Annotated in this window: 20 protein-coding genes; 12 read left to right on the top strand and 8 right to left on the bottom strand. The window is 64.7% G+C overall.

Annotated features, from left to right (window positions below; genetic code table 11):
- The first annotated feature begins 84 nt into the window (after positions 1–84).
- Entirely contained in the window at positions 85–3282 is a 3198-nt protein-coding gene (locus ISF28_RS30920) for a S8 family serine peptidase (protein WP_198118337.1), read from the top strand.
- Between the two features lie 5 nt (positions 3283–3287).
- Here the strand turns inward: ISF28_RS30920 and ISF28_RS16875 are convergent, their stop codons facing one another.
- From ISF28_RS16875 to ISF28_RS16855, 5 genes are read right to left on the bottom strand one after another with little or no spacing between them, the layout of a single operon-like run.
- Positions 3288–3989 (bottom strand): MBL fold metallo-hydrolase, encoded by a 702-nt coding sequence (locus ISF28_RS16875; RefSeq protein ID WP_229519152.1) that lies wholly within the window; start codon positions 3987–3989, stop codon positions 3288–3290.
- A gap of 27 nt (positions 3990–4016) precedes the next feature.
- Positions 4017–4817, bottom strand: coding sequence for a sulfite exporter TauE/SafE family protein (locus ISF28_RS16870; RefSeq protein ID WP_198118336.1), 801 nt, complete (start codon positions 4815–4817; stop codon positions 4017–4019).
- A 13-nt stretch (positions 4818–4830) separates the two neighbouring features.
- The gene (locus ISF28_RS16865) at positions 4831–5265 is read right to left on the bottom strand and encodes a YeeE/YedE family protein (protein ID WP_198118335.1); all 435 of its coding nucleotides are present in this window, start codon (positions 5263–5265) and stop codon (positions 4831–4833) included.
- 10 nt (positions 5266–5275) lie between these two features.
- Positions 5276–5707, bottom strand: a complete 432-nt coding sequence (locus tag ISF28_RS16860; protein WP_198118334.1) for a YeeE/YedE family protein — start codon at positions 5705–5707, stop codon at positions 5276–5278.
- On the bottom strand, positions 5697–6002 hold the full coding sequence (locus tag ISF28_RS16855; protein ID WP_198118465.1) for an ArsR/SmtB family transcription factor: 306 nt from the start codon (positions 6000–6002) through the stop codon (positions 5697–5699). Before ISF28_RS16855 ends, ISF28_RS16860 begins: the two co-directional genes overlap by 11 nt.
- Positions 6003–6210: 208 nt before the next feature.
- On the opposite strand from ISF28_RS16855, the gene ISF28_RS16850 reads away from it, so the two are divergent.
- Positions 6211–6705 (top strand): Spy/CpxP family protein refolding chaperone, encoded by a 495-nt coding sequence (locus ISF28_RS16850; protein ID WP_198118333.1) that lies wholly within the window; start codon positions 6211–6213, stop codon positions 6703–6705.
- Between the two features lie 99 nt (positions 6706–6804).
- On the opposite strand, the gene sodB is transcribed toward ISF28_RS16850, so the two are convergent.
- A complete protein-coding gene (sodB, locus tag ISF28_RS16845) occupies positions 6805–7383 on the bottom strand; it encodes a superoxide dismutase (RefSeq protein WP_198118332.1) in 579 nt (192 codons plus the stop codon).
- 126 nt (positions 7384–7509) lie between these two features.
- Positions 7510–8871 (bottom strand): exodeoxyribonuclease VII large subunit, encoded by a 1362-nt coding sequence (gene xseA / locus ISF28_RS16840; protein WP_198118331.1) that lies wholly within the window; start codon positions 8869–8871, stop codon positions 7510–7512.
- 1316 nt (positions 8872–10187) lie between these two features.
- Between xseA and ISF28_RS16835 the strand changes: the two genes are divergently transcribed.
- The 10 genes from ISF28_RS16835 (at position 10188) to ISF28_RS16790 (ending at position 18154) form a co-directional block, all read left to right on the top strand.
- Complete coding sequence (locus tag ISF28_RS16835) at positions 10188–10739, top strand: PAAR domain-containing protein (protein ID WP_198118330.1); 552 nt, start codon at positions 10188–10190, stop codon at positions 10737–10739.
- Positions 10736–11362: a T6SS effector amidase Tae4 family protein gene (locus ISF28_RS16830; protein WP_198118329.1), complete on the top strand. Its 627-nt coding sequence runs from the start codon at positions 10736–10738 to the stop codon at positions 11360–11362. The genes ISF28_RS16835 and ISF28_RS16830 overlap by 4 nt, the downstream gene beginning before the upstream one ends.
- Complete coding sequence (locus ISF28_RS16825; protein ID WP_198118328.1) at positions 11359–11676, top strand: hypothetical protein; 318 nt, start codon at positions 11359–11361, stop codon at positions 11674–11676. The genes ISF28_RS16830 and ISF28_RS16825 overlap by 4 nt, the downstream gene beginning before the upstream one ends.
- Positions 11677–11904: 228 nt before the next feature.
- Complete coding sequence (locus ISF28_RS16820) at positions 11905–12510, top strand: MotA/TolQ/ExbB proton channel family protein (RefSeq protein WP_198118327.1); 606 nt, start codon at positions 11905–11907, stop codon at positions 12508–12510.
- Positions 12510–12962 (top strand): ExbD/TolR family protein, encoded by a 453-nt coding sequence (locus tag ISF28_RS16815; RefSeq protein WP_198118464.1) that lies wholly within the window; start codon positions 12510–12512, stop codon positions 12960–12962. The genes ISF28_RS16820 and ISF28_RS16815 overlap by 1 nt, the downstream gene beginning before the upstream one ends.
- A 41-nt stretch (positions 12963–13003) precedes the next feature.
- Positions 13004–14032 (top strand): tetraacyldisaccharide 4'-kinase, encoded by a 1029-nt coding sequence (lpxK, locus tag ISF28_RS16810; protein ID WP_198118326.1) that lies wholly within the window; start codon positions 13004–13006, stop codon positions 14030–14032.
- On the top strand, positions 14013–14186 hold the full coding sequence (locus tag ISF28_RS16805) for a Trm112 family protein (protein WP_198118325.1): 174 nt from the start codon (positions 14013–14015) through the stop codon (positions 14184–14186). The genes lpxK and ISF28_RS16805 overlap by 20 nt, the downstream gene beginning before the upstream one ends.
- Before the next feature lie 16 nt (positions 14187–14202).
- Positions 14203–14955, top strand: a complete 753-nt coding sequence (gene kdsB, locus ISF28_RS16800) for a 3-deoxy-manno-octulosonate cytidylyltransferase (protein WP_198118324.1) — start codon at positions 14203–14205, stop codon at positions 14953–14955.
- Between the two features lie 188 nt (positions 14956–15143).
- Positions 15144–15800: an adenylate kinase gene (gene adk, locus ISF28_RS16795; protein ID WP_198118323.1), complete on the top strand. Its 657-nt coding sequence runs from the start codon at positions 15144–15146 to the stop codon at positions 15798–15800.
- 182 nt (positions 15801–15982) lie between these two features.
- Positions 15983–18154, top strand: a complete 2172-nt coding sequence (locus tag ISF28_RS16790) for a sodium-translocating pyrophosphatase (protein WP_198118322.1) — start codon at positions 15983–15985, stop codon at positions 18152–18154.
- Here ISF28_RS16790 and ISF28_RS16785 read toward each other — a convergent pair.
- Positions 18091–18615 carry a DsbA family protein gene (locus ISF28_RS16785; RefSeq protein WP_198118321.1) on the bottom strand — a complete coding sequence of 175 codons (525 nt, stop codon included), beginning with the start codon at positions 18613–18615 and terminating at the stop codon, positions 18091–18093. The two genes, ISF28_RS16790 and ISF28_RS16785, sit on opposite strands and share 64 nt — an antisense overlap.
- Between the last annotated feature and the right edge of the window lie 178 nt (positions 18616–18793).

Below are 18793 nucleotides of genomic sequence, written 5' to 3'. Positions count from 1 at the left end.
AAATTCTGATAATATTGCCAACGTTCAATAAACTTTCACTACGGTTTGCGTCGCTTATCGCGGCAGGCCGACGTCAGGGCGGGCATGAGCGCAAATATCGAAATTCAGGGCAAATACGGCTTTCAATTCGTCAAGGGAGCGGACGGTACGATCACCGGGGTCACACTGACGGCCGACGAGGTCAAGAATGTCGGCGACGCCATGTCCGGCACGGTCAGGCTGGAACTCTGGCTGACCGCGGCGCCGTGGAATCCGGACGCGGCGAATACCGGGTATGAGGTCGCGGTCGACCGCTTCAGCAACGCCTCAAGCGGCAGGCTCGACCCGAATCATTATTTCCAGGATATTTCCGCGACCGTCCCCCTGAAAAGCCTGCCGCCGCCGGGCACCTATTTCGTAACCCTCGTCGCCGCCGAATACACCGGGAAGACGCCTGGCACGGACGACGGCTACGTCACCGACAATTCGTACGTCTTTCAGAAGCTGATGACCGTGGGCGCCGACGGAAGCATCGTCACGAGCGACATCACGATGCCGAGCCTGACCGTTGCCTCGCAAACCATTGTCGAAGGCAACGCCGGCACGCGGGACATGACGTTTACGGTCGTGATGTCGCACGCCGTTCCGTATACCGTTTCGGTGCAGGTCGCCACGAACGGCGAAACGGCGGTGCCCGGCGTCGATTACCAGCCGCAGGACGAAACGCTGACCTTCTTGCCCGGTACGACGACGGCGACCTTTACCGTTCCGGTGATCGGTAACAAGAATTTCGAACCGAGCCGGGCGTTCGGGATTCAGCTCAGCCACGCGCTGGGCGCCACGGTCCCGCGGCCCACCTTGGTCCCCGTGGGTACGAACGGCGATTCGGGTACGGTCAGCGCCTGGGGCATGATCCTCGACGACGACATGCCCGCCGGCGCCAATCTGCCGACCGATGAATTGTTCAAGGGCCAGTGGTATCTGTTCACGACCCAGGCCCTGTCCGCGTGGGGCCATGCGACCGGAAAAGGCGTGAAGATCGCCGTGTTCGACCAGGGCATCGACGCGTCCAATCCGGACCTGACGGCGAACGACGCCGCCGGCCTGGGCCGGGTCGCCTTGTCGATGCAGGCGGGCGGGACGCCGGTCCGGGCGAGCGACAACCACGGCACCGAGGTTGCCGGCGTGATCGGCGCCGCCAGGGACGGCAAGGGCATCGTCGGCGTCGCCTACGATGCGCAGCTCGTGTCGCTGTACACGTCGGACACGATTTCGTCCCAGTACATGACGGAGATCGTCAACGCCTTCCATTACGCGGCGGGCATGGACGTGCTGAACAACTCCTGGGGCTTCGGCAACCTGCTGCAAGCCGATACGAACTGGGCCTTCTACGACAATGCGAACGATGCCCAGTTCGCGCCCGTCTTCGCCGCGCTGCGCGACCTGGCCGCGACCGGACGCGACGGCCTGGGCACGGTCGTCGTGCAGTCGGCAGGCAACAGCTACGACTACGGCGACGACACGAACCTGCACAATTTCCAGAACAGCAGGTACATCATCACGGTGGGCGCCGTCGACTACAGCGGCGCGTCGTCCTACTTCAGCACGACGGGCGCGTCGATCCTCGTGGCCGCGCCGGGCGGGGCCGGCGACGGCGACTTCGCCAGCATCATGACCACCGACCGCGCCGGCACCGCCGGGGTCAGCCCCAGCAATTACGCCTTCGTCGACGGCACGTCGTTTTCCGCGCCCATCGTCAGCGGCATCGTCGCGCTCATGCTCGAAGTCAATCCGCACCTGGGCTACCGCGACGTCCAGCAGATCCTCGCCTACACCGCGCACCAGGTCGGATCCCCGTCCGGCTGGGCGACCAACGGCGCCCATGACTGGAACGGCGGCGGCCTGCAATACGACGACGCCGTGCAGGCGACCGGCTTCGGCGAGGTCGATGCCCTCGGGGCCGTGCGCCTTGCCGCGACGTGGGAAGGCACGCCGCGCACGTCCGCCAATGTCGTGGACGTGGTCGCGTCGAAGACCGTCAACGAGGCGATTCCCGACAATACCGGCAAGTTCGAGTACAGTTCGATCGACATCGACAGCAACGTCGTCGTCGAGCGCGTCGACGTCACGGTCAACATCACGCATCCCGTCATCGGCGACCTGGAAATCGCCCTGACTTCGCCGAACGGCACGATCAGCTACCTGATGTACCGCCCGTCGCAGGGCGCGCTCAGCGCCGTCGGTTCGACTCAGCACGACATCCACTTCACGTTCGACACGGTGCTCGACTGGGGCGAGAGCGCGCACGGCCGCTGGCAGCTGGCCGTGATCGACCTTGCGACCGGCAACACCGGGACGCTGGATGACTGGAGCATCGACATTATCGGCCACCAGCCGACGCCGGACCACACCTTCATCTACACGGCGCAGTACGCGCAGATGGTCGCCGCCGACCCGTCGCGCGGCATCCTGAGCGACCCGGACGGTGGCATCGACACCATCAACGCCAGTGCGCTCGGCAGCGACGACCGCATCGATCTCTCCGGCGCGGCGCCGTCCGTGATCGGCGGCGCGAACCTGACGATCGCGCCGGGGACGACGATCCTGAACGCCTACGGCGGCGACGGCAACGACGTGCTGACCGCGAACGCGAAGGGCAGCGTCCTGCACGGGATGGCCGGCAACGACACCTTGACCGGCGGCCCCGGCAACGACACGCTCGACGGTGGCGCGGGCAACGACACGCTCGACGGCGGCGCGGGCGCCAACACGGCGCTCTACCACGGGGCCGCGGCGAACTACACGGTCACGAAGACCGCCACCGGTTTCACGGTCGCGGACAAGACGGGCGCCGAGGGCACCGACCTGCTGAAGAACGTGCAGCGCCTGCAGTTCGCCGACAAGGCCATCGCGTTCGACGTCGACGGCCACGGCGGCCAGGCCTTCCGTCTCTTCCAGGCCGCGTTCGACCGCGCGCCCGACAAGGGCGGCGAAGGGTATTGGATGGGGGTGCTGGACCACGGCGCGGCGCTGCGCGACGTGGCCAACGGCTTCGTCCAGTCCGCCGAATTCAAGGACCTGTACGGCGACAATCCGACCAATGCCGACATCGTGGACAAGTTCTACGCCAACGTCCTGCACCGGGCGCCGGACCAGGAGGGCGCGGATTACTGGACCAAGCTGCTCGACCAGCACGTGCTGACCACGGCCGACGTGCTCGTGAGTTTCAGCGAGAGCCCGGAAAACCAGGCGGCGCTCGTGGGCGTGATGCACAACGGTTTCGAGTACACGCCGTACGGCTGACCGGATCAGGCGCCGTGCGGCAGGCCCAGGTTCTGGTTCGACGGCACGGCCACGTCGATCAGCCGCGGTTTGGGCAGGTTCAGCTCGCCCATCAGCTTGACGAAATCTTCGCGGGAGCGCTGCGCCAGGCGGCTGTTGTGGCGCTTTTCCCAGCCGATCGTCGACACCGACTGGCCCTTGTAATCGTGGCCGGGCCACATCAGGGTGGCGTCGGGCAGGGCGAACAGTTTACTGGTCACGCTGTCGTACAACGCGTCGGCGCTGCCGCTCTGGAAATCGGTGCGGCCGCAGCCGTCGATCAGCAGCGTGTCGCCGGTGAACACGTTGCCGCGCCAGACATAGCTCATGCTGCCCGCCGTGTGGCCCGGCGTATGCAGGACCGCGATCGTTTCCCCGTCGCCGAACGCGAGGACGTCGCCGTCGGCGAGCTGCACCTCGGCCGGCGCGATGCCGCAGCCGCTCGGCACCGCCGCCTGCGCGCCCGTCAGCTCGCGCAGCTTGCCCGCCGACGTGACGTGGTCGGCGTGGGCGTGCGTCTCGAGCACGTAGGCCAGTTTCAGCCCGAGCCGCTCGAGGTGGCGCAGGTCGCGTTCGAGGTTCCGGTCGACGGGATCGATGATGACCGCGTCGCGACTGCCGGGTGCGCTCAGGATATAGGTGAAGGTCGACGATTCGGCGTCGAACAATTGAATGGGGTGAATGTTCATCTCCGGCTCCTGGGACGAAAGCAGTGCTTAGACAAGGGCCTTGGCGATCATGCCGAGGGCCACCACGACGGATACCGAGGCAAACGCCCGGTTCAGATGGGCGCTGGACAGGCGGTTCGACAGCGTCCGCCCGCCGAGCATGCCCGCCAGCGCGCCGGCCGAAAAGGGCAGGGCGATGCCCCAGGCGAGCGTGCCGCTCGCGGCGCTCGCCACGACGCCGGACGCCGAGATCAGCGCGATCACGGCCAGCGACGTGGCCACCGCGGACTGCATCGCCAGGTCCGTGTAGCGCCGCAGCGCGGGGACCATCACGAAGCCGCCGCCGACGCCCAGCAGGCCGGACAGCAGGCCCGCGATGGAGCCGGACAGCGTGAGCGCCCGGGCGCAGGGGCGCGTCCAGATGAAGCGGCCGGTGTCGGCGCCGCGCACGCAGACGGGGGGCCGCGGACCGGCCTCCGGCGCGCAGGCCTGGGCGCCGCGCGCCTTGCGGAACGTGTTGAAGGCCACGTACAGCAGGGTCGCGGCGAACAGCACGCTGAGCCAGCGGTTGTCGATCCGGTGGGCCAGCCACAGCCCGGCCGGGGAAAACAGCATCCCGGTCACGGCGACGAGGAGGGCGGCGCGGTAGCGCACGACGCCGATGCGCAATCCGAGGAAGGCGCCGAGGGCTGCCGCCATGCCGACCGCCATCAGGCCGATCGGCCCGGCCTGGGCGACGCCGATATGGGTGCCGAACATGAGCAGCGGTACCGCGAGGATGCCGCCGCCGGCCCCCGTGAGCGCGAGGATCAGGCCGACGGCGAGGCCGAGTGCGAGCGATGTCAACATGACGCTTCTCCGTTCAGGCCGGCCGCCGCACCGCGGCGCGGGCGCGTTCCAGCACTTCGAAGACGACCATCCCGGCCAGCATGGCGCCGGTGAAGACAATGGCCTTGCCGCCGCCGGTCGCGAGGGAGGCGAGGGCGGGGCCGGGGCAGAATCCGGCCAGTCCCCAGCCGGCGCCGAACGCCAGGCTGCCCAGCACCAGGCGCCGGTCGATGCGGGTGGCGGTGGGCAGGCACATGGCGTCGCCCAGCAGCGAGCGTTTGCGCTTGCCGGCGGCACGGAAGGCGAACAGGCCGACCAGGATCGCGCCGCCCATGACGAAGGCCAGCGAGGGGTCCCAATTGCCCGCCAGGTCGAGGAAGCCCTGCACCTTGGCGGGATTCGTCATCCCGGAGACGATGAGGCCGATGCCGAAGACCAGGCCGACGATGGCTGCCATGACGATGTGCATTGCGTTCTCCTCAAACGATGATGTGCCGCAGCACGAATACGGTGACGAAGCCGGCCAGCATGAACGCGGCCGTGGCGGCCAGGGAGCGCGGCGACAGGCGCGACAGTCCGCAGACGCCGTGGCCGCTGGTGCATCCCGAGCCGTACCGGGTGCCGAGCCCCACCAGCAGGCCCGCCGCGACGAGCGTCCTTGCGCCGGCGTCGATGCGCACGCCGGGCAACGGCGCGAACAGCGCGTAGGCGAGCGGGGCCGCGACCAGGCCGGCCAGGAACGCGGCGCGCCAGGCCACGTCGCCGCGCGCTGGCCGCAGCAATCCGCCGAGGATGCCGCTGATGCCGGCGATCCGGCCGTTGAACAGCACGAAGGCGGCGGCGGAAAGCCCGATCAGCAGGCCGCCCACGAGCGACGCCCAAGGGGTGAAGTGAGCCCAATCAATTGCCATCGTTTTCTCCCGGTTGCTTGACGCAATAGAGTTGATACAGGACCTGCATCACCGCCGTGGCTTCCTTGCTGGCCAGGCTGTAATAGATCTGCTTGCCTTCGCGCCGCGTGCTCACCAGTTTTTCTTCGCGCAGCACCCCCAGTTGCTGGGACAGCGTGGGTTGCTGGATGCCCAGCGTCGACTCGAGCTCGCTCACGCAGAACTCGCCTTGCGTCAGCTGGCACAGCAACAGCAGGCGGTCGGCGTTGCCGAGCGTCTTCAGCAGCGAGCAGGCGCGGGCGGCCGCCGCCTGCATCTCCTGTAAATCGAACTTGTCTTGATCGTGCGCCACCGCGTGGCCTCCCTGGAATAAAATCTACTCGAACACATTATATGTTTTGACGATCTATATTTCAATAGATTGTTTGCGCGGCGCGGCGCGCCGGCCTTCGCCGCCGGCGGGGGTGAACCATTCCGGCGTTTCGCAATCTACTTTTCATTGACAGAACAATAGCGAGGCCATCATGAAAAAACATTTCACGGCAGTGTCGCTCGCGGCGCTCCTCTTGTCGTCACTGTGGTGGCAAGCCCCGGCATCCGCCCGTCAAAGTTCCGCACCGGAGCGGAAAGGCGCGGCGTCCGCGAGGGGCTGGAATCACGGCGCCATGATGGGCGGCTGGGGCATGGGAGGCTGGGGCATGGGCGGCTGGGGGCCGGGCATGATGGGCGGGGGATACGGCAACCTCGACCTGACGAAGGCACAGAGCGACAAGATCTACGCCATCCACCGGAATCTGCGGGAAAAACAGTTTGCGCTGATGGACCGGATGCACGACACCATGCAGTCCGCGGCGTTCTACCGCGACGGAAAATTCGATGAGCAGGCGGCCCGCAACGCCTACGCGGCGGCCGAAAAAGTCCACCGCCAGATGTTCGAGAACATGCTCGACGCACAGAAACAGGTCGACGGCGTACTGACGCCGCAGCAGCGGCAACAGCTCAGCCAGGCGAGCAGGTGAGCGAGCAAGTGAGTAAACGGCCACAGCCCGCCGAGGCGGGCTGTGCGTGCATGATCGGGCCGCTGCGGACCCGATCAGGCCGAAACGGCGAACCGCGGATTACGCGAAGTTCTTGTTCACGAAGTCCCAGTTGACGACGTTCCACCATGCCTCGACGAATTTCGGACGGGCATTGCGGTAGTCGATGTAGTAGGCGTGTTCCCACACGTCGCAGGTCAGCAGCGGCTTGTTCTCGGTGGTCAGCGGAGTGGCGGCGTTCGACGTGTTGACGATGTCGACGGTGCCGTCCGTCTTCTTGACCAGCCAGGTCCAGCCCGAACCGAAGTTGCCGACGGCCGATTTCTGGAACTCTTCCTTGAACTTGTCGAACGAGCCCCACTTGGCGTTGATCGCATCCGCGACCGCGCCGCTCGGCGCGCCGCCGCCGTTCGGGGTCATGCAGTTCCAGAAGAAGGTGTGGTTCCACACCTGGGCCGAGTTATTGAAAACGCCGCCCTGCGATTTCTTGATGATGTCTTCCAGCGACAGGTTTTCGAACTCGGTGCCCTTGATCAGGTTGTTCAGGTTCGTGACGTAGGCCTGATGGTGCTTGCCGTAGTGGTATTCCAGCGTCTCGGCCGAGATGTGCGGCTGCAGGGCATCCTTCGCGTACGGCAGTGGGGGCAGGGTATGTTCCATGTCTTGTTCCTTGGTAAGTTGACGGGAGACTATTTCAAAAAGTCTCTGCGGTACATCAATTCGGGCGCTTATTCTAAACCGGATGCGTAAACGTTGCAGATATGGCTTTGCGAAATCATCATGTTGTCATTCCAGTAAATCCTGCACGCCGGCCACGCTGACTTCCGCGCTGCCTTCCGCCAGCCGGATGCGCAATACGTCGCGCGGCTTGATCTGCCCCGGCGCGTGCAAAATCTTTCCCTTCGCGTTGCTGACGATCGCATAGCCGCGCTCCAGCGTGCGCTGCGGGTTCAGCAGTTCGAGCTGCGCGGCCAAGGCGTTCAGCGCTTCGCGCCGCGCGCGCAATTGGCTGACTACGCTCGCCGTCAGGTGGCGCCGGTCGGATTCCAGCCGCGTGCGCAGTCCGCTCCAGTCCGGCCGATGGCGGGCCCACCGTTGCTGCAATTGCGCCAGCAGCACGCCGTGGCGGTTCACCGGCAGCCGCACCGCATGCGTGAGACTGCTGGCCATGCCGAGAAGTTTCAGGCGCTGATGGGCGATCTGGCTGGATGGGCTGAGCAGGCGGCGCGACAGGCTGTCCAGGCCCTGGCTGGCGTCGGACAGGACGCGGCCCATTGCCCGGCGCAGTTCGCCGGCGTCCGCCTGCAGCGACGCCAGCCAGTCGGCACGCGCCGTCGCGGCCAGCTCGGCGGCGGCCGTCGGCGTGGCGGCGCGCAGGTCGGCGGCGAAGTCGGCGATGGTGAAGTCCGTCTCGTGACCGACGCCCGAGATCACGGGCATGCTGCACGCGGCGATCGCGCGCGCGACGGCTTCCTCGTTGAAGCTCCACAAATCCTCGATCGAGCCGCCGCCGCGACAGACGACCAGCACGTCCACTTCGCGCCGGTGCGAGGCGACGGCAATGGCTTCGGCGATCTTTTGCGCAGCCAGCTGGCCTTGCACGGGCGCCGGGTACAGCACGACGCGCACGTGCGGCACGCGCCGCTTGAGCGCGGTCAACACGTCGCGCAGCGCGGCCGCCTGCGGGCTGGTGACGATGCCGACCGTGCGCGCGAACAGGGGCAGCGGCCGCTTGCGGGCTTCGTCGAACAGGCCTTCGGCGCCCAGCTTCTCCTTGAGGCGCATGAAGGCTTCGTACAGCGCGCCCACGCCGGCCCGGCGGATCGCCTCGACGTTGATCTGGTAATCGCCCCGCGCGCCGTATAGCGTGACGAGGGCGCGCACCTCGACCTTGTCGCCCTCGCGCGGCGTGAAGCCGGCGTACTGGGCGCGGCCGCGGAACATGACGGCCCGCACCTGGGCCGCGTCGTCCTTCAGCGTGAAATACCAGTGCCCGGACGCGGCCCGCGTGAAATTCGAAATCTCGCCGCCGATCCAGACGAGGGGAAACGTGCGTTCCAACAGGCGCGCGACCTGCTGGTTGAGGGCCGTGACGGTCAGTACGGGCGGGGCGGCATAGGCCGGATCGGCGTCTTCGGTAGGGAACATAGGGATAAGCTGGGTTGAACTGTCCACAAAAACATGGTTATGCGCAGTCACTGGCGCATCTGCAGTAAAACGACAAATAGTTTTTGTAAACGCCTGATTTTTAACGTAAAACCTTGCTGCCTGATTTCGATGCAGCAAGCAAATTGTCTTATGGATCAATGGCTTGAGTACATCTTCGAGTACTTGGCCACAATCTTATCCACAGAATGTGTGCGAAAGTGGCCAACCCGGCACTGCCTCCGAATTCAGCGTGCATATATTTTTCTTGAGCAATCAAACACTTAGGCCGCTGTTCCGGCCCTTGCACACATCGTTTTCCACAGTTTATGTGAACAGTTGAATGTCCAGCCCAGGTGAGCGGCCGCCCGGGGCACGTGAAGCGTCCTGCTTAAAAAATCTGCACGGCAAGAATTCCGTTTAAATTCAAACACTTTGTGTCGGAACAAAGGCCTTGCTCACAATCTTTTCCACAAAATTTGTGAAGAAGACCGGCATGGCCCGAACCGGCGCCCGATGCCTTTTCGGAGGACGCGACTATAACCCAGCCGCCGTGCGGTCGGGAATACGTCGTCGCTCCCGGGCGGCGCTGGGCACGGGACGGACCTGCTCAAAAATTGGGCTTGAAGATGAATCCTGAGTGAAATCAAACAGTTGGGATGCGAACGATGCGCTTGCACACAATCTTTTCCACAGTTTGTGTGAAAAGTCCCGCTCTGCGGAATGTCGGGGCGGGACAAGCCCGGGTGCTCAAAAAATGGGCGGGTCAACCTTTTCCTTGCAAATCAACCGCTTAGGGTAAGGTTTGTGCGTTTGCGCACAATTTTGTCCACAAAAAATGTGCAGAAGGGCAGGGGCGGCCGGCGGTGTAGTCGCGCGCAATCCTGCCTATTTTTTGGACTCGAAAATTTCCGTGAGTAAAATCAAATACTTACCGTTTGGAAAGCTGATTTCTCACAAATTTATCCACAGAAATTGTGGGCAACTACAGCGCCAGCCCGTCCTCGCTCATCGCGAGGTTTCCGGTCGGGGACGTTGCCCGTGCCGTGCCTTGCCGTGCCGCGTTTTTATGCACGGAAAAATATCCCTTAAGAATCAAGGCACTTAGCGCCTCCGGTCCGCCTTGCGCACAATTTTATCCACAGAATGTGTGCAAAAATTGCTCTTCTGACATATTCATCACTCGATGGTTGATAGACTAGAATCAATGTTCTTTTATCAAGTCCTCGTGTCATGTGCAGGATAATCGCCCACGACGGCCGAAATCCTCGACGTTGAGTCGCGCATCGCGGCTGCAAACCACAGATGGGAGATCATGCATGAAGATCATCGGATGGATTCGTGAGGGTGACCAAACAGCTTGTGGTGGTACGGTGGCCGAGGGCGACCAGACATGTATTGGCCGGGGACGGGCTTATGCCTTTCAAGGCGCGCGCATCTCGTGTCGCAAGGGTTGTGTGATAGCTGAGGGATTCATGCGCTCGATGCTGGCCAACGGCCGTCCGCGGGTGATTCACGGCATGAAGTCAAGCAGTGGATGCCCGTGTTATTCCACCCTTAATGACATTGATGGCGTCGGCAATGAGAGTGGCGCAGAGATCGCGGAAAAGCATCTTCTTACTGCCGATGGAGAGTGGGCACCGGTCAAGTCACCCGAGCCATCGCGGGATACGTACGACGAAAGGGCGCAACTTGTCTCGCCGCCCATTCACGGCGTTCCCTACTACGTCGAGACATTGGACGGGCGCACGTTCTCAGGGCGTACCGAAACTGATGGATTGTTGCCGCGTATTGATACCGGCGGCGAAGATGAATACGTCGTTTATTGGGGAGACGAAGCTCTTGCGAGGATGGGAGGGATGGCAGCATGACCAAAACGCTTGTACAACACGCCAAGGTGAGAACAAACACGGTCAAGGACTCGGTGTGCAAGATTGACGTTCCTGCGGTGCAATTTTCCGATCTTTGGGAAAACTACGTGACCGGCGACCCTTACCGTGATCCAAAGTCAGGCAAGATTCCATTTGGTTTTGAAAATCAATGTGCCATCCGAGTCAGCTTGACACTGCATAAAGTCGGCGTTGCAATGAAGTCGTACCGTGGACCCGATCGAATGTTGATAGAGGGCAAGCCTGTTGCTGTTCGTGCGCAAGAGTTGGCGAAGTGGCTGGCCTTGCAGCCGTTTTGTGGTCTGCCAACCCAACCGGAGGAAGTGACGGGGGAAAATTGGAAGGGCTTGCTCGCTGGGCGAACTGGAATTGTTTTTTTTCATGGATACTGGCACCGGCCAGGTGAGGCCACAAGCCGTCTCAGTGGCGACCATATCGACTTATGGAACAAGAACACTCTCACGCCTTCAGTCGAGTCCTTCTTGCGGTTCAGGCTGGGAATTAACCATGTGCCGAACATCTTTGACCGGCTTCGAGGTGGGCAAGACAACTTTTACTCCGATCTGGGTAAATCCCGTCAAATCCTGTTCTGGGAGGTTAAGTGAAGCGTTTGGCTGCGGGTTTTTCCGGAATCGTCTTCGGGCTGATGCTTTCGTGGCTTTGTCTTTACGTGTTTAGCCGTTTGAACTGGCCGATTCCCAGTCATGTGCCGACCAACGATTGTTCCGACCTGGAGCACTGCCCTACGAGCCTGGCGACGTACGTGCAACTCTCTGCGACCCTATTTGGCCCCGCGCTTCTGTTCGGGCTACTGAACGCGGTGGGATGGAAACGCCTGTCGCTGCGCGAGTGGGCTGTGCTTTCCGGCGTCGCAGTCGTTTCCACCATCGCGTTCTACCTAGCCGGCTACCTGCTCTGAAAACGAATGGGGCGTGCATCGCCACAGAGGCTGCCCCGAGGTGCCGTGCCGCGTTTTTATGCACGGAAAAATATCCCTTAAGAATCAAGGCACTTAGCGCCTCCGGTCCGCCTTGCGCACAATTTTATCCACAGAATGTGTGCAGAACTCTACTTGCCGCAAACGGGGCAACACGTTACATTGCGCAACTAGCTTGTCACGTCGTTTTTACTCATTCGGGAGTCCCATTTGCTCGCCATTCTCCAAGCCGCCGGCTGGCCCATCTGGCTGTTGCTGATCGCCTCGATCATTGCCCTGGCCTTGATCATCGAGCGTCTGATCTATTTGCGCCGCGAAAAAATCCTGCCGCGCCAGCTGCTCGATGAAGTGATCCAGGTCTATCGCAGCGGTAAAGTCACGCCGGACATCATCGACAAGCTGCAGACGAATTCTCCCCTCGGCACCGTGCTGGCGGCCGCGCTGCGCAACGTCGACGCGCCGCGCGACGTGATGAAGGAATCGATCGAGGAAGCCGGCCGGGGCGTGGCCCACGTGCTCGAGCGCTTCCTGACGACGCTCGGCACCATCGCCTCGCTGGCCCCGCTGATGGGACTGTTCGGCACGGTCGTGGGCATGATCGAGATCTTCGGCGCCCAGAACGCCAGCGGCACGAACCCGGCCCAGCTGGCACACGGCATTTCCGTGGCGCTGTACAACACGGGCTTCGGCCTGGCGATCGCCATGCCGGCCCTCGTGTTCTACCGCCATTTCCGCGCACTGGTCGACAGCTTCATCATGGACATGGAGCTGCAGGCCGTGAAATTCGTCGACGTCGTCCACGGTGCCCGCAAATGATGGACTTCCGCCGCGGCCGCAAACGCGAGGATCCGGAGATCAACCTGATCCCGTTCATCGACGTGCTGCTGGTCGTGTTGATCTTCCTCATGGTGACGACCACGTACAGCAAGTTCACCGAACTACAGATCACGCTGCCGACGGCCGATGCCGAGAAAGCCGTCGACAGGCCGTTCGAGATCAACGTCACGGTCGACGCCAAGGGTAACTACACGGTGAACAATGTGCCTGTCGCATTCCACGGCGTGGCCAGCCTCGCCGACGACCTCAGGCGCGCGGCCAGCATCGGACCGGACGGCCAGCCGCTGGCCACGCCCGTGAAAGATCCGGTCATCATCGTCAACGCCGACCAGTTTGCGATGCACCAGATGGTGATCAACGTGCTGGAAGCGGCGCGCATGGCCGGCTACGACAAGCTGACGTTCGCGGCGCAGACGGGCGGCCAGAAGTAAAACCTGTGCGTCGCCCGCGCGCAGGCGGGGGCGACTTTTCCATGGCATCCTCCCTCGAATCCCTACTGACCCGCGCCTGGCTCCGGCGCGGGCCGCTGGCCGTGGCCCTGTGGCCGCTGTCCCTGCTGTTCCGCCTGCTGGCCGCGCTGCGCGTGGCCCTGTTCCGCGCCGGCGTGCTGACATCGGAACGGCTGCCCGTGCCCGTCATCGTCGTCGGCAATATTTTCATCGGCGGGACCGGCAAGACGCCGTTGACGATCTGGCTGGCGCAGCACCTGCGCGCGGCCGGCATGCGCCCGGGCGTGATCTCGCGCGGCCACGGCGGGGCGGAACAGGCCCCGCGCGAAGTGCTGCCCGCGGCGCGCGCGCAGGACGTCGGCGACGAGCCCCTGCTGATCGCGGGCCGGGCCGCTTGCCCCGTCGTCGTCGGCCGCCGGCGCGCCGAGGCGGGGCGGTATCTGCTGGCGCGGCATCCCGACGTCGACGTGCTGATCGCCGACGACGGCCTGCAGCACTACGCCCTGGCGCGCGACGTCGAAGTCGTCCTGTTCGACGGGCGCGGCACCGGCAACGGCTGGACCTTGCCGGCCGGCCCGCTGCGCGAGGCGCCGTCGCGCCGGCGCGATTTCACCGTCGTCAACGCGCCCGAGGTCACGCCGGCGCTGGCCGCGGCGGTGGGCGGGCGGCCGTGGCAGATGCGGCTCGCGGGCGACCACGCCGAGCGCCTGATGGACGCGACGGCGCGCGTGCCGCTGTCGGACTTGCGCGGCAAGCGCGTGCTGGCGGCGGCCGGCATCGGCAATCCGGGCCGCTTCTTCGCGATGCTGCGGGCCGCCGGCCTCACGGTCGCCGAGCTGCCGCTGCCCGACCACCACGACTTCCTGGACGACCCGTTCCGGGGCGTCGACGCGGACGTCATCCTGGTGACGGAGAAGGATGCAGTAAAATGTCGGCAACTTGAAACAATCAGCAACGACCCGCGCGTGTGGGTCGTGCCGGTCGGCGCGCAGATCGATGCCGCGCTGGCTGCCCAAATCGTGGAGAAATGTCGTGGACGCCCGACTGCTTGATATCCTGGTCTGCCCCCTGTGCAAGGGACCGCTCGAATATGACAAGAAAGCGCAGGAATTGATCTGCCGCCCGGACCGCCTCGCGTATCCGATCCGCGACGGCATCCCGATCATGTGGGCCGAAGAAGCCCGCAAGGTCGAGCCGGTCTTGTGACGGGTTGGCGATTCCCGTGAGCTTCGTCGTCATCATCCCGGCCCGCCTGGCCTCGACCCGCCTGCCGAACAAGCCGCTCGCGGACCTGGGCGGCAAGCCGATGGTCGTGCGCGTGGCGGAGCGCGCGCAGCAATCGGGCGCGGCGCGCATCATCGTCGCCACCGACCACGCCGACATCGCGGCCGCCTGCGCGGCGCACGGCGTGGAGGCCTGCATGACGCGCGCCGACCATCCATCCGGCACCGACCGCATCGCGGAAGTGGCGCACGCGCTGGGCCTCGCGCCGGATGCCGTCGTCGTCAACCTGCAGGGCGACGAACCGCTGATCGACCCCGCGCTGCTGGCCGCCTGCGCCGCCCGCATCGCCCCCGACGTGCCGATGGCCACGTGCGCCCATCCGCTCTCGAGCGTGGACGATGCCTTCAATCCGAACGTCGTGAAAGTCGTGCTGGACAAGCTCGGGCGCGCGCTGTACTTCTCGCGCGCCACGATCCCGTGGCACCGCGACGGCTTCGCCGCCAGCCGCGAGCAACTGCCGGCCGGCTACGTGCCGCTGCGCCACATCGGCCTGTACGCGTACAGCAATGCTTTCCTGCAGCGCTATCCGCGCTTGGCGCCGTCGCCGCTGGAATCCATCGAAGCGCTGGAACAACTGCGCGTGCTGTGGCACGGCGTGCCCATCGCCGTGCACGTGACGGCCGAGGCGCCCCATGCGGGCGTCGACACGCCGGCCGACCTGGAGCGGGTGCGGCTTTTCTACATGTCTTGATCCTTTTGGAAACTACTCTTCAGTCTGCTTGCGCCAGGTCAAACGGCTGAGAGATCGCCGGCCTTCAGTGGCGTGGAATGCTGCTTTTGTGGTAAGTTTCGTATCAGTAGCTAGATATGCATCATGCAGTTATCTGTTCTCAACGATAACTGCACAAAAAAATTATTAGATACCTTTAGGAATCCTTCATGCGTCTCATTCTGTTAGGAGCCCCCGGCGCCGGTAAAGGCACCCAGGCAAACTTCATCAAAGAAAAATACAACATCCCCCAGATTTCCACCGGCGACATGCTGCGTGCGGCCATCAAGGCCGGCACCGAGCTGGGCCTGGCTGCGAAAAAAGTGATGGATGCTGGCCAGCTGGTGTCTGACGACATCATCATCGGCCTGGTGAAGGAGCGCCTGAAGGAAGCGGATTGCGCCAACGGCTACCTGTTCGACGGCTTCCCGCGCACCATCGCGCAGGCCGACGCCATGAAGGACAGCGGCGTGAGGATCGACTACGTGCTGGAAATCGACGTGCCCGACGAGCTGATCGTCGAACGCATGAGCGGCCGCCGCAGCCACCCGGCTTCCGGCCGCGTGTACCACGTCAAGTTCAACCCGCCGAAAGTCGAAGGCAAGGACGACGTCACGGGCGAGGCGCTGGTCCAGCGCGACGACGACACGGAAGAAACGGTCAAGAAGCGCCTGTCCGTGTACCACAACCAGACCGAAGTCCTGCTCGGCTACTACAACAAGTGGGCGGAATCGGGCCTGCCGGGTGCGCCCAAGTACCGCAAGATCTCGGGCGTCGGCCCGGTCGAGGAAGTACGGGACGCCGCTTTCGCGGCACTCGCAGGCTGAACATTCCAGGGCGGCGCGAGCCGCTCTTTTTGGCTCCGGATGACTAATGCCATCCGTCCAGGTTTTTAGATCAAAGTTTTGTCGCACCTTGTGCGGCGAATGCAGCAAGGCAGGCCGCTCCAGCGGACATCGCGTGACGGCCTTCGACTGTGGTGGTTTGATCGAAGAACGAGGGGGACGACATGGCATCCGCGCAGCTCATCTTCGCCGTCGCGTGCGGCGTCATCGCGGTATTCTACGGCTTGTGGTCACGACGATGGGTCCTGAGCCAGGATCCCGGCAACGGCCGCATGCAGGAAATCTCGCTGGCCATCCAGCAGGGGGCGTCGGCCTACCTGGCGCGCCAGTACCGCACCATCGCGATCGTCGGCGTCATCCTGCTGATCGCCATCTTCCTGCTGCTCGGTCCCGCCACAGCGGGCGGCTTTTTGGCCGGCGCGCTGCTGTCCGGGGCGTGCGGCTTCATCGGCATGAACGTGTCGGTGCGGGCCAACGTGCGCACGGCGCAGGCGGCGGCCAAGGGGCTCGACGAGGCGCTGCACGTCGCCTTCCGCGGCGGCGCGATCACCGGGATGCTCGTCGTCGGCCTGGGCCTCCTGGGCGTGGCGCTGTTCTACTGGTTCCTCATCCTCCGCGCGGACGCCGCGCTGTCGCCCCATGACGTCATCCAGCCGCTCGTGGGACTGGCGTTCGGCGCGTCGCTGATCTCGATCTTCGCGCGCCTGGGCGGCGGCATCTTCACGAAGGGCGCGGACGTCGGCGCCGACCTCGTCGGCAAGGTCGAGGCCGGCATTCCCGAGGACGATCCGCGCAATCCCGCCGTCATCGCCGACAACGTGGGCGACAACGTCGGCGATTGCGCCGGCATGGCGGCCGACCTGTTCGAGACCTACGTCGTCACGCTCGTCGCGACGATGCTCCTCGGCGCGCTGATGTTGCCCGGCATGGGCGGCACCGGCACGGCGTATCCGCTGCTGCTGGGCGGCGTGTCCATCATCGCGTCCATCGTCGGCTGCTCGCTCGTGAAGAACCATCCGGGGCACAAGATCATGTATGCCTTGTACACGGGCCTGTGGTGGTCGGCGGCGCTGTCGCTGATCGGGTTCGCCGTCGTCACGTGGCTCGTGTGGCCCGACCCGGCCATGCGCTGGCGCATGCTGGGCTGCGCCACGGTCGGCATCGCGCTCACGGGCCTGATGGTCTACATCACCGAGTACTACACGGCCACGGAATTCGGCCCCGTGCGCCACATCGCCGAAGCGTCGACGACGGGCCACGGCACCAACATCATCGCGGGGCTCGGCGTGTCCATGAAGTCGACGGCGTATCCGGTGCTCGTCGTGTGCGCGGCGATCCTCGTCGCGTTCCAGCTGGGCGGCCTGTACGGCATCGCCATCGCGGCCACCGCGATGCTGTCGATGGCCGGCATCATCGTCGCGCTGGACGCGTACGGGCCGATCACCGACAACGCCGGCGGCATCGCCGAGATGAGCGGCATGCCCGACCAGGTGCGCGCCGTCACCGATCCGCTGGACGCCGTCGGCAACACGACGAAGGCCGTCACCAAGGGCTATGCGATCGGCTCGGCGGGCCTGGCCGCCCTCGTGCTGTTCGCCGACTACACGCACGCGCTGGAAGCGCACGGCACGCGCATGGCGTTCGACCTGTCGAACCCGATGGTGATCGTGGGCCTGTTCATCGGCGGCCTCGTGCCCTATCTGTTCGGGGCGCTGGCGATGGAAGCGGTGGGGCGGGCGGCGGGCGCCGTCGTGATCGAGGTGCGGCGCCAGTTCCGCGACATCGTCGGCATCATGGCGGGCACCGGCAAGCCGGAATACGACAAGGCCGTCGACATGCTCACCGCGTCCGCCATCCGCGAGATGGTGCTGCCGTCGCTGTTGCCCGTGATCGTGCCGATCCTCGTCGGCATGCTGCTGGGGCCCGCGGCGCTGGGCGGCATGCTGATGGGGACGATCGTGACCGGACTCTTCGTCGCGATCTCGATGACGACGGGCGGCGGCGCGTGGGACAACGCCAAGAAGTACATCGAGGACAACCACTACGGCGGCAAGGGCTCCGAGGCGCACAAGGCGGCCGTCACGGGCGACACGGTGGGCGATCCGTACAAGGACACGGCGGGGCCGGCCGTGAATCCGCTCATCAAGATCATCAACATCGTGGCGCTGCTGCTCGTGCCGCTGCTGCCGGCGGGCGGCTGGCTGGCCGTGTCGGCACCGCAGGCGCTGTATGCGAAGCCGGCCGCGACGGCGCATGCGGCCGGCGTGCAGGCTCAGCCGCCGAGCGCCTCGTTGAAGGCGCTCGCCAGCGACGCCCGGTCCGAATCGCCGCGGTAGCGCACGCCGTTGATATAGAGGGTCGGGGTGCCGGTGGCGCCGTCGTGGTGGGCGCGTGCGGCATCCGCCTGCACGCGCGGGCGGTGGCGGCGTTCCAGGATCTCGGCGCGGAAGCGTTCGATGTCGAGTTCCAGGCTCTCCGCCAGCACGGCGAGGTCCTGCTTGTCGACGACCTGGCGCTGCCGTTCGAACAGCACGTCGTGCATCTCCCAGAACCGGTCCTGGCTGGCGGCGGCTTCGGCCGCTTCGGCCGCCAGTTCGGCCAGCGGGTGCAGGTGGGACAGCGGCAGGTGGCGGTAGACCAGGCGGATGCCGCCGAAGCGGCCGTCCAGGTCGCGCAGCGCGAGATGGGCGCGCGCGCTGTACGGGCACTGGAAGTCCGCGTATTCGATCACCGTCAGCGCGGCGTCCGCCGGGCCGCGCACGTGGTCGCCATTCCCGATCTCGTCAACTCGTGTCATCGCTATCCCCCTTTGGGCGCCATGATGCCATGGCGTGCGCAAACGTGTAGTAAATTTTCACCCGGCAAGAAGATAGGTGTAAAAACAAAACAGATGGCGACGTGATCGCCTCCGTTGCGGTACAGTAGCGGCATTAGTGGATTTGTTTATTGAACAAGCCGCGCCAAGTTACTAACCA

Origin of the sequence: Massilia rhizosphaerae, from assembly GCF_016093545.1 — a bacterium.
GTDB classification, from domain to species: Bacteria; Pseudomonadota; Gammaproteobacteria; order Burkholderiales; family Burkholderiaceae_D; genus Telluria; species Telluria rhizosphaerae.
Note: the sequence above shows the minus strand (reverse complement) of the source record. Positions and strands in the feature narration are given on the sequence as shown.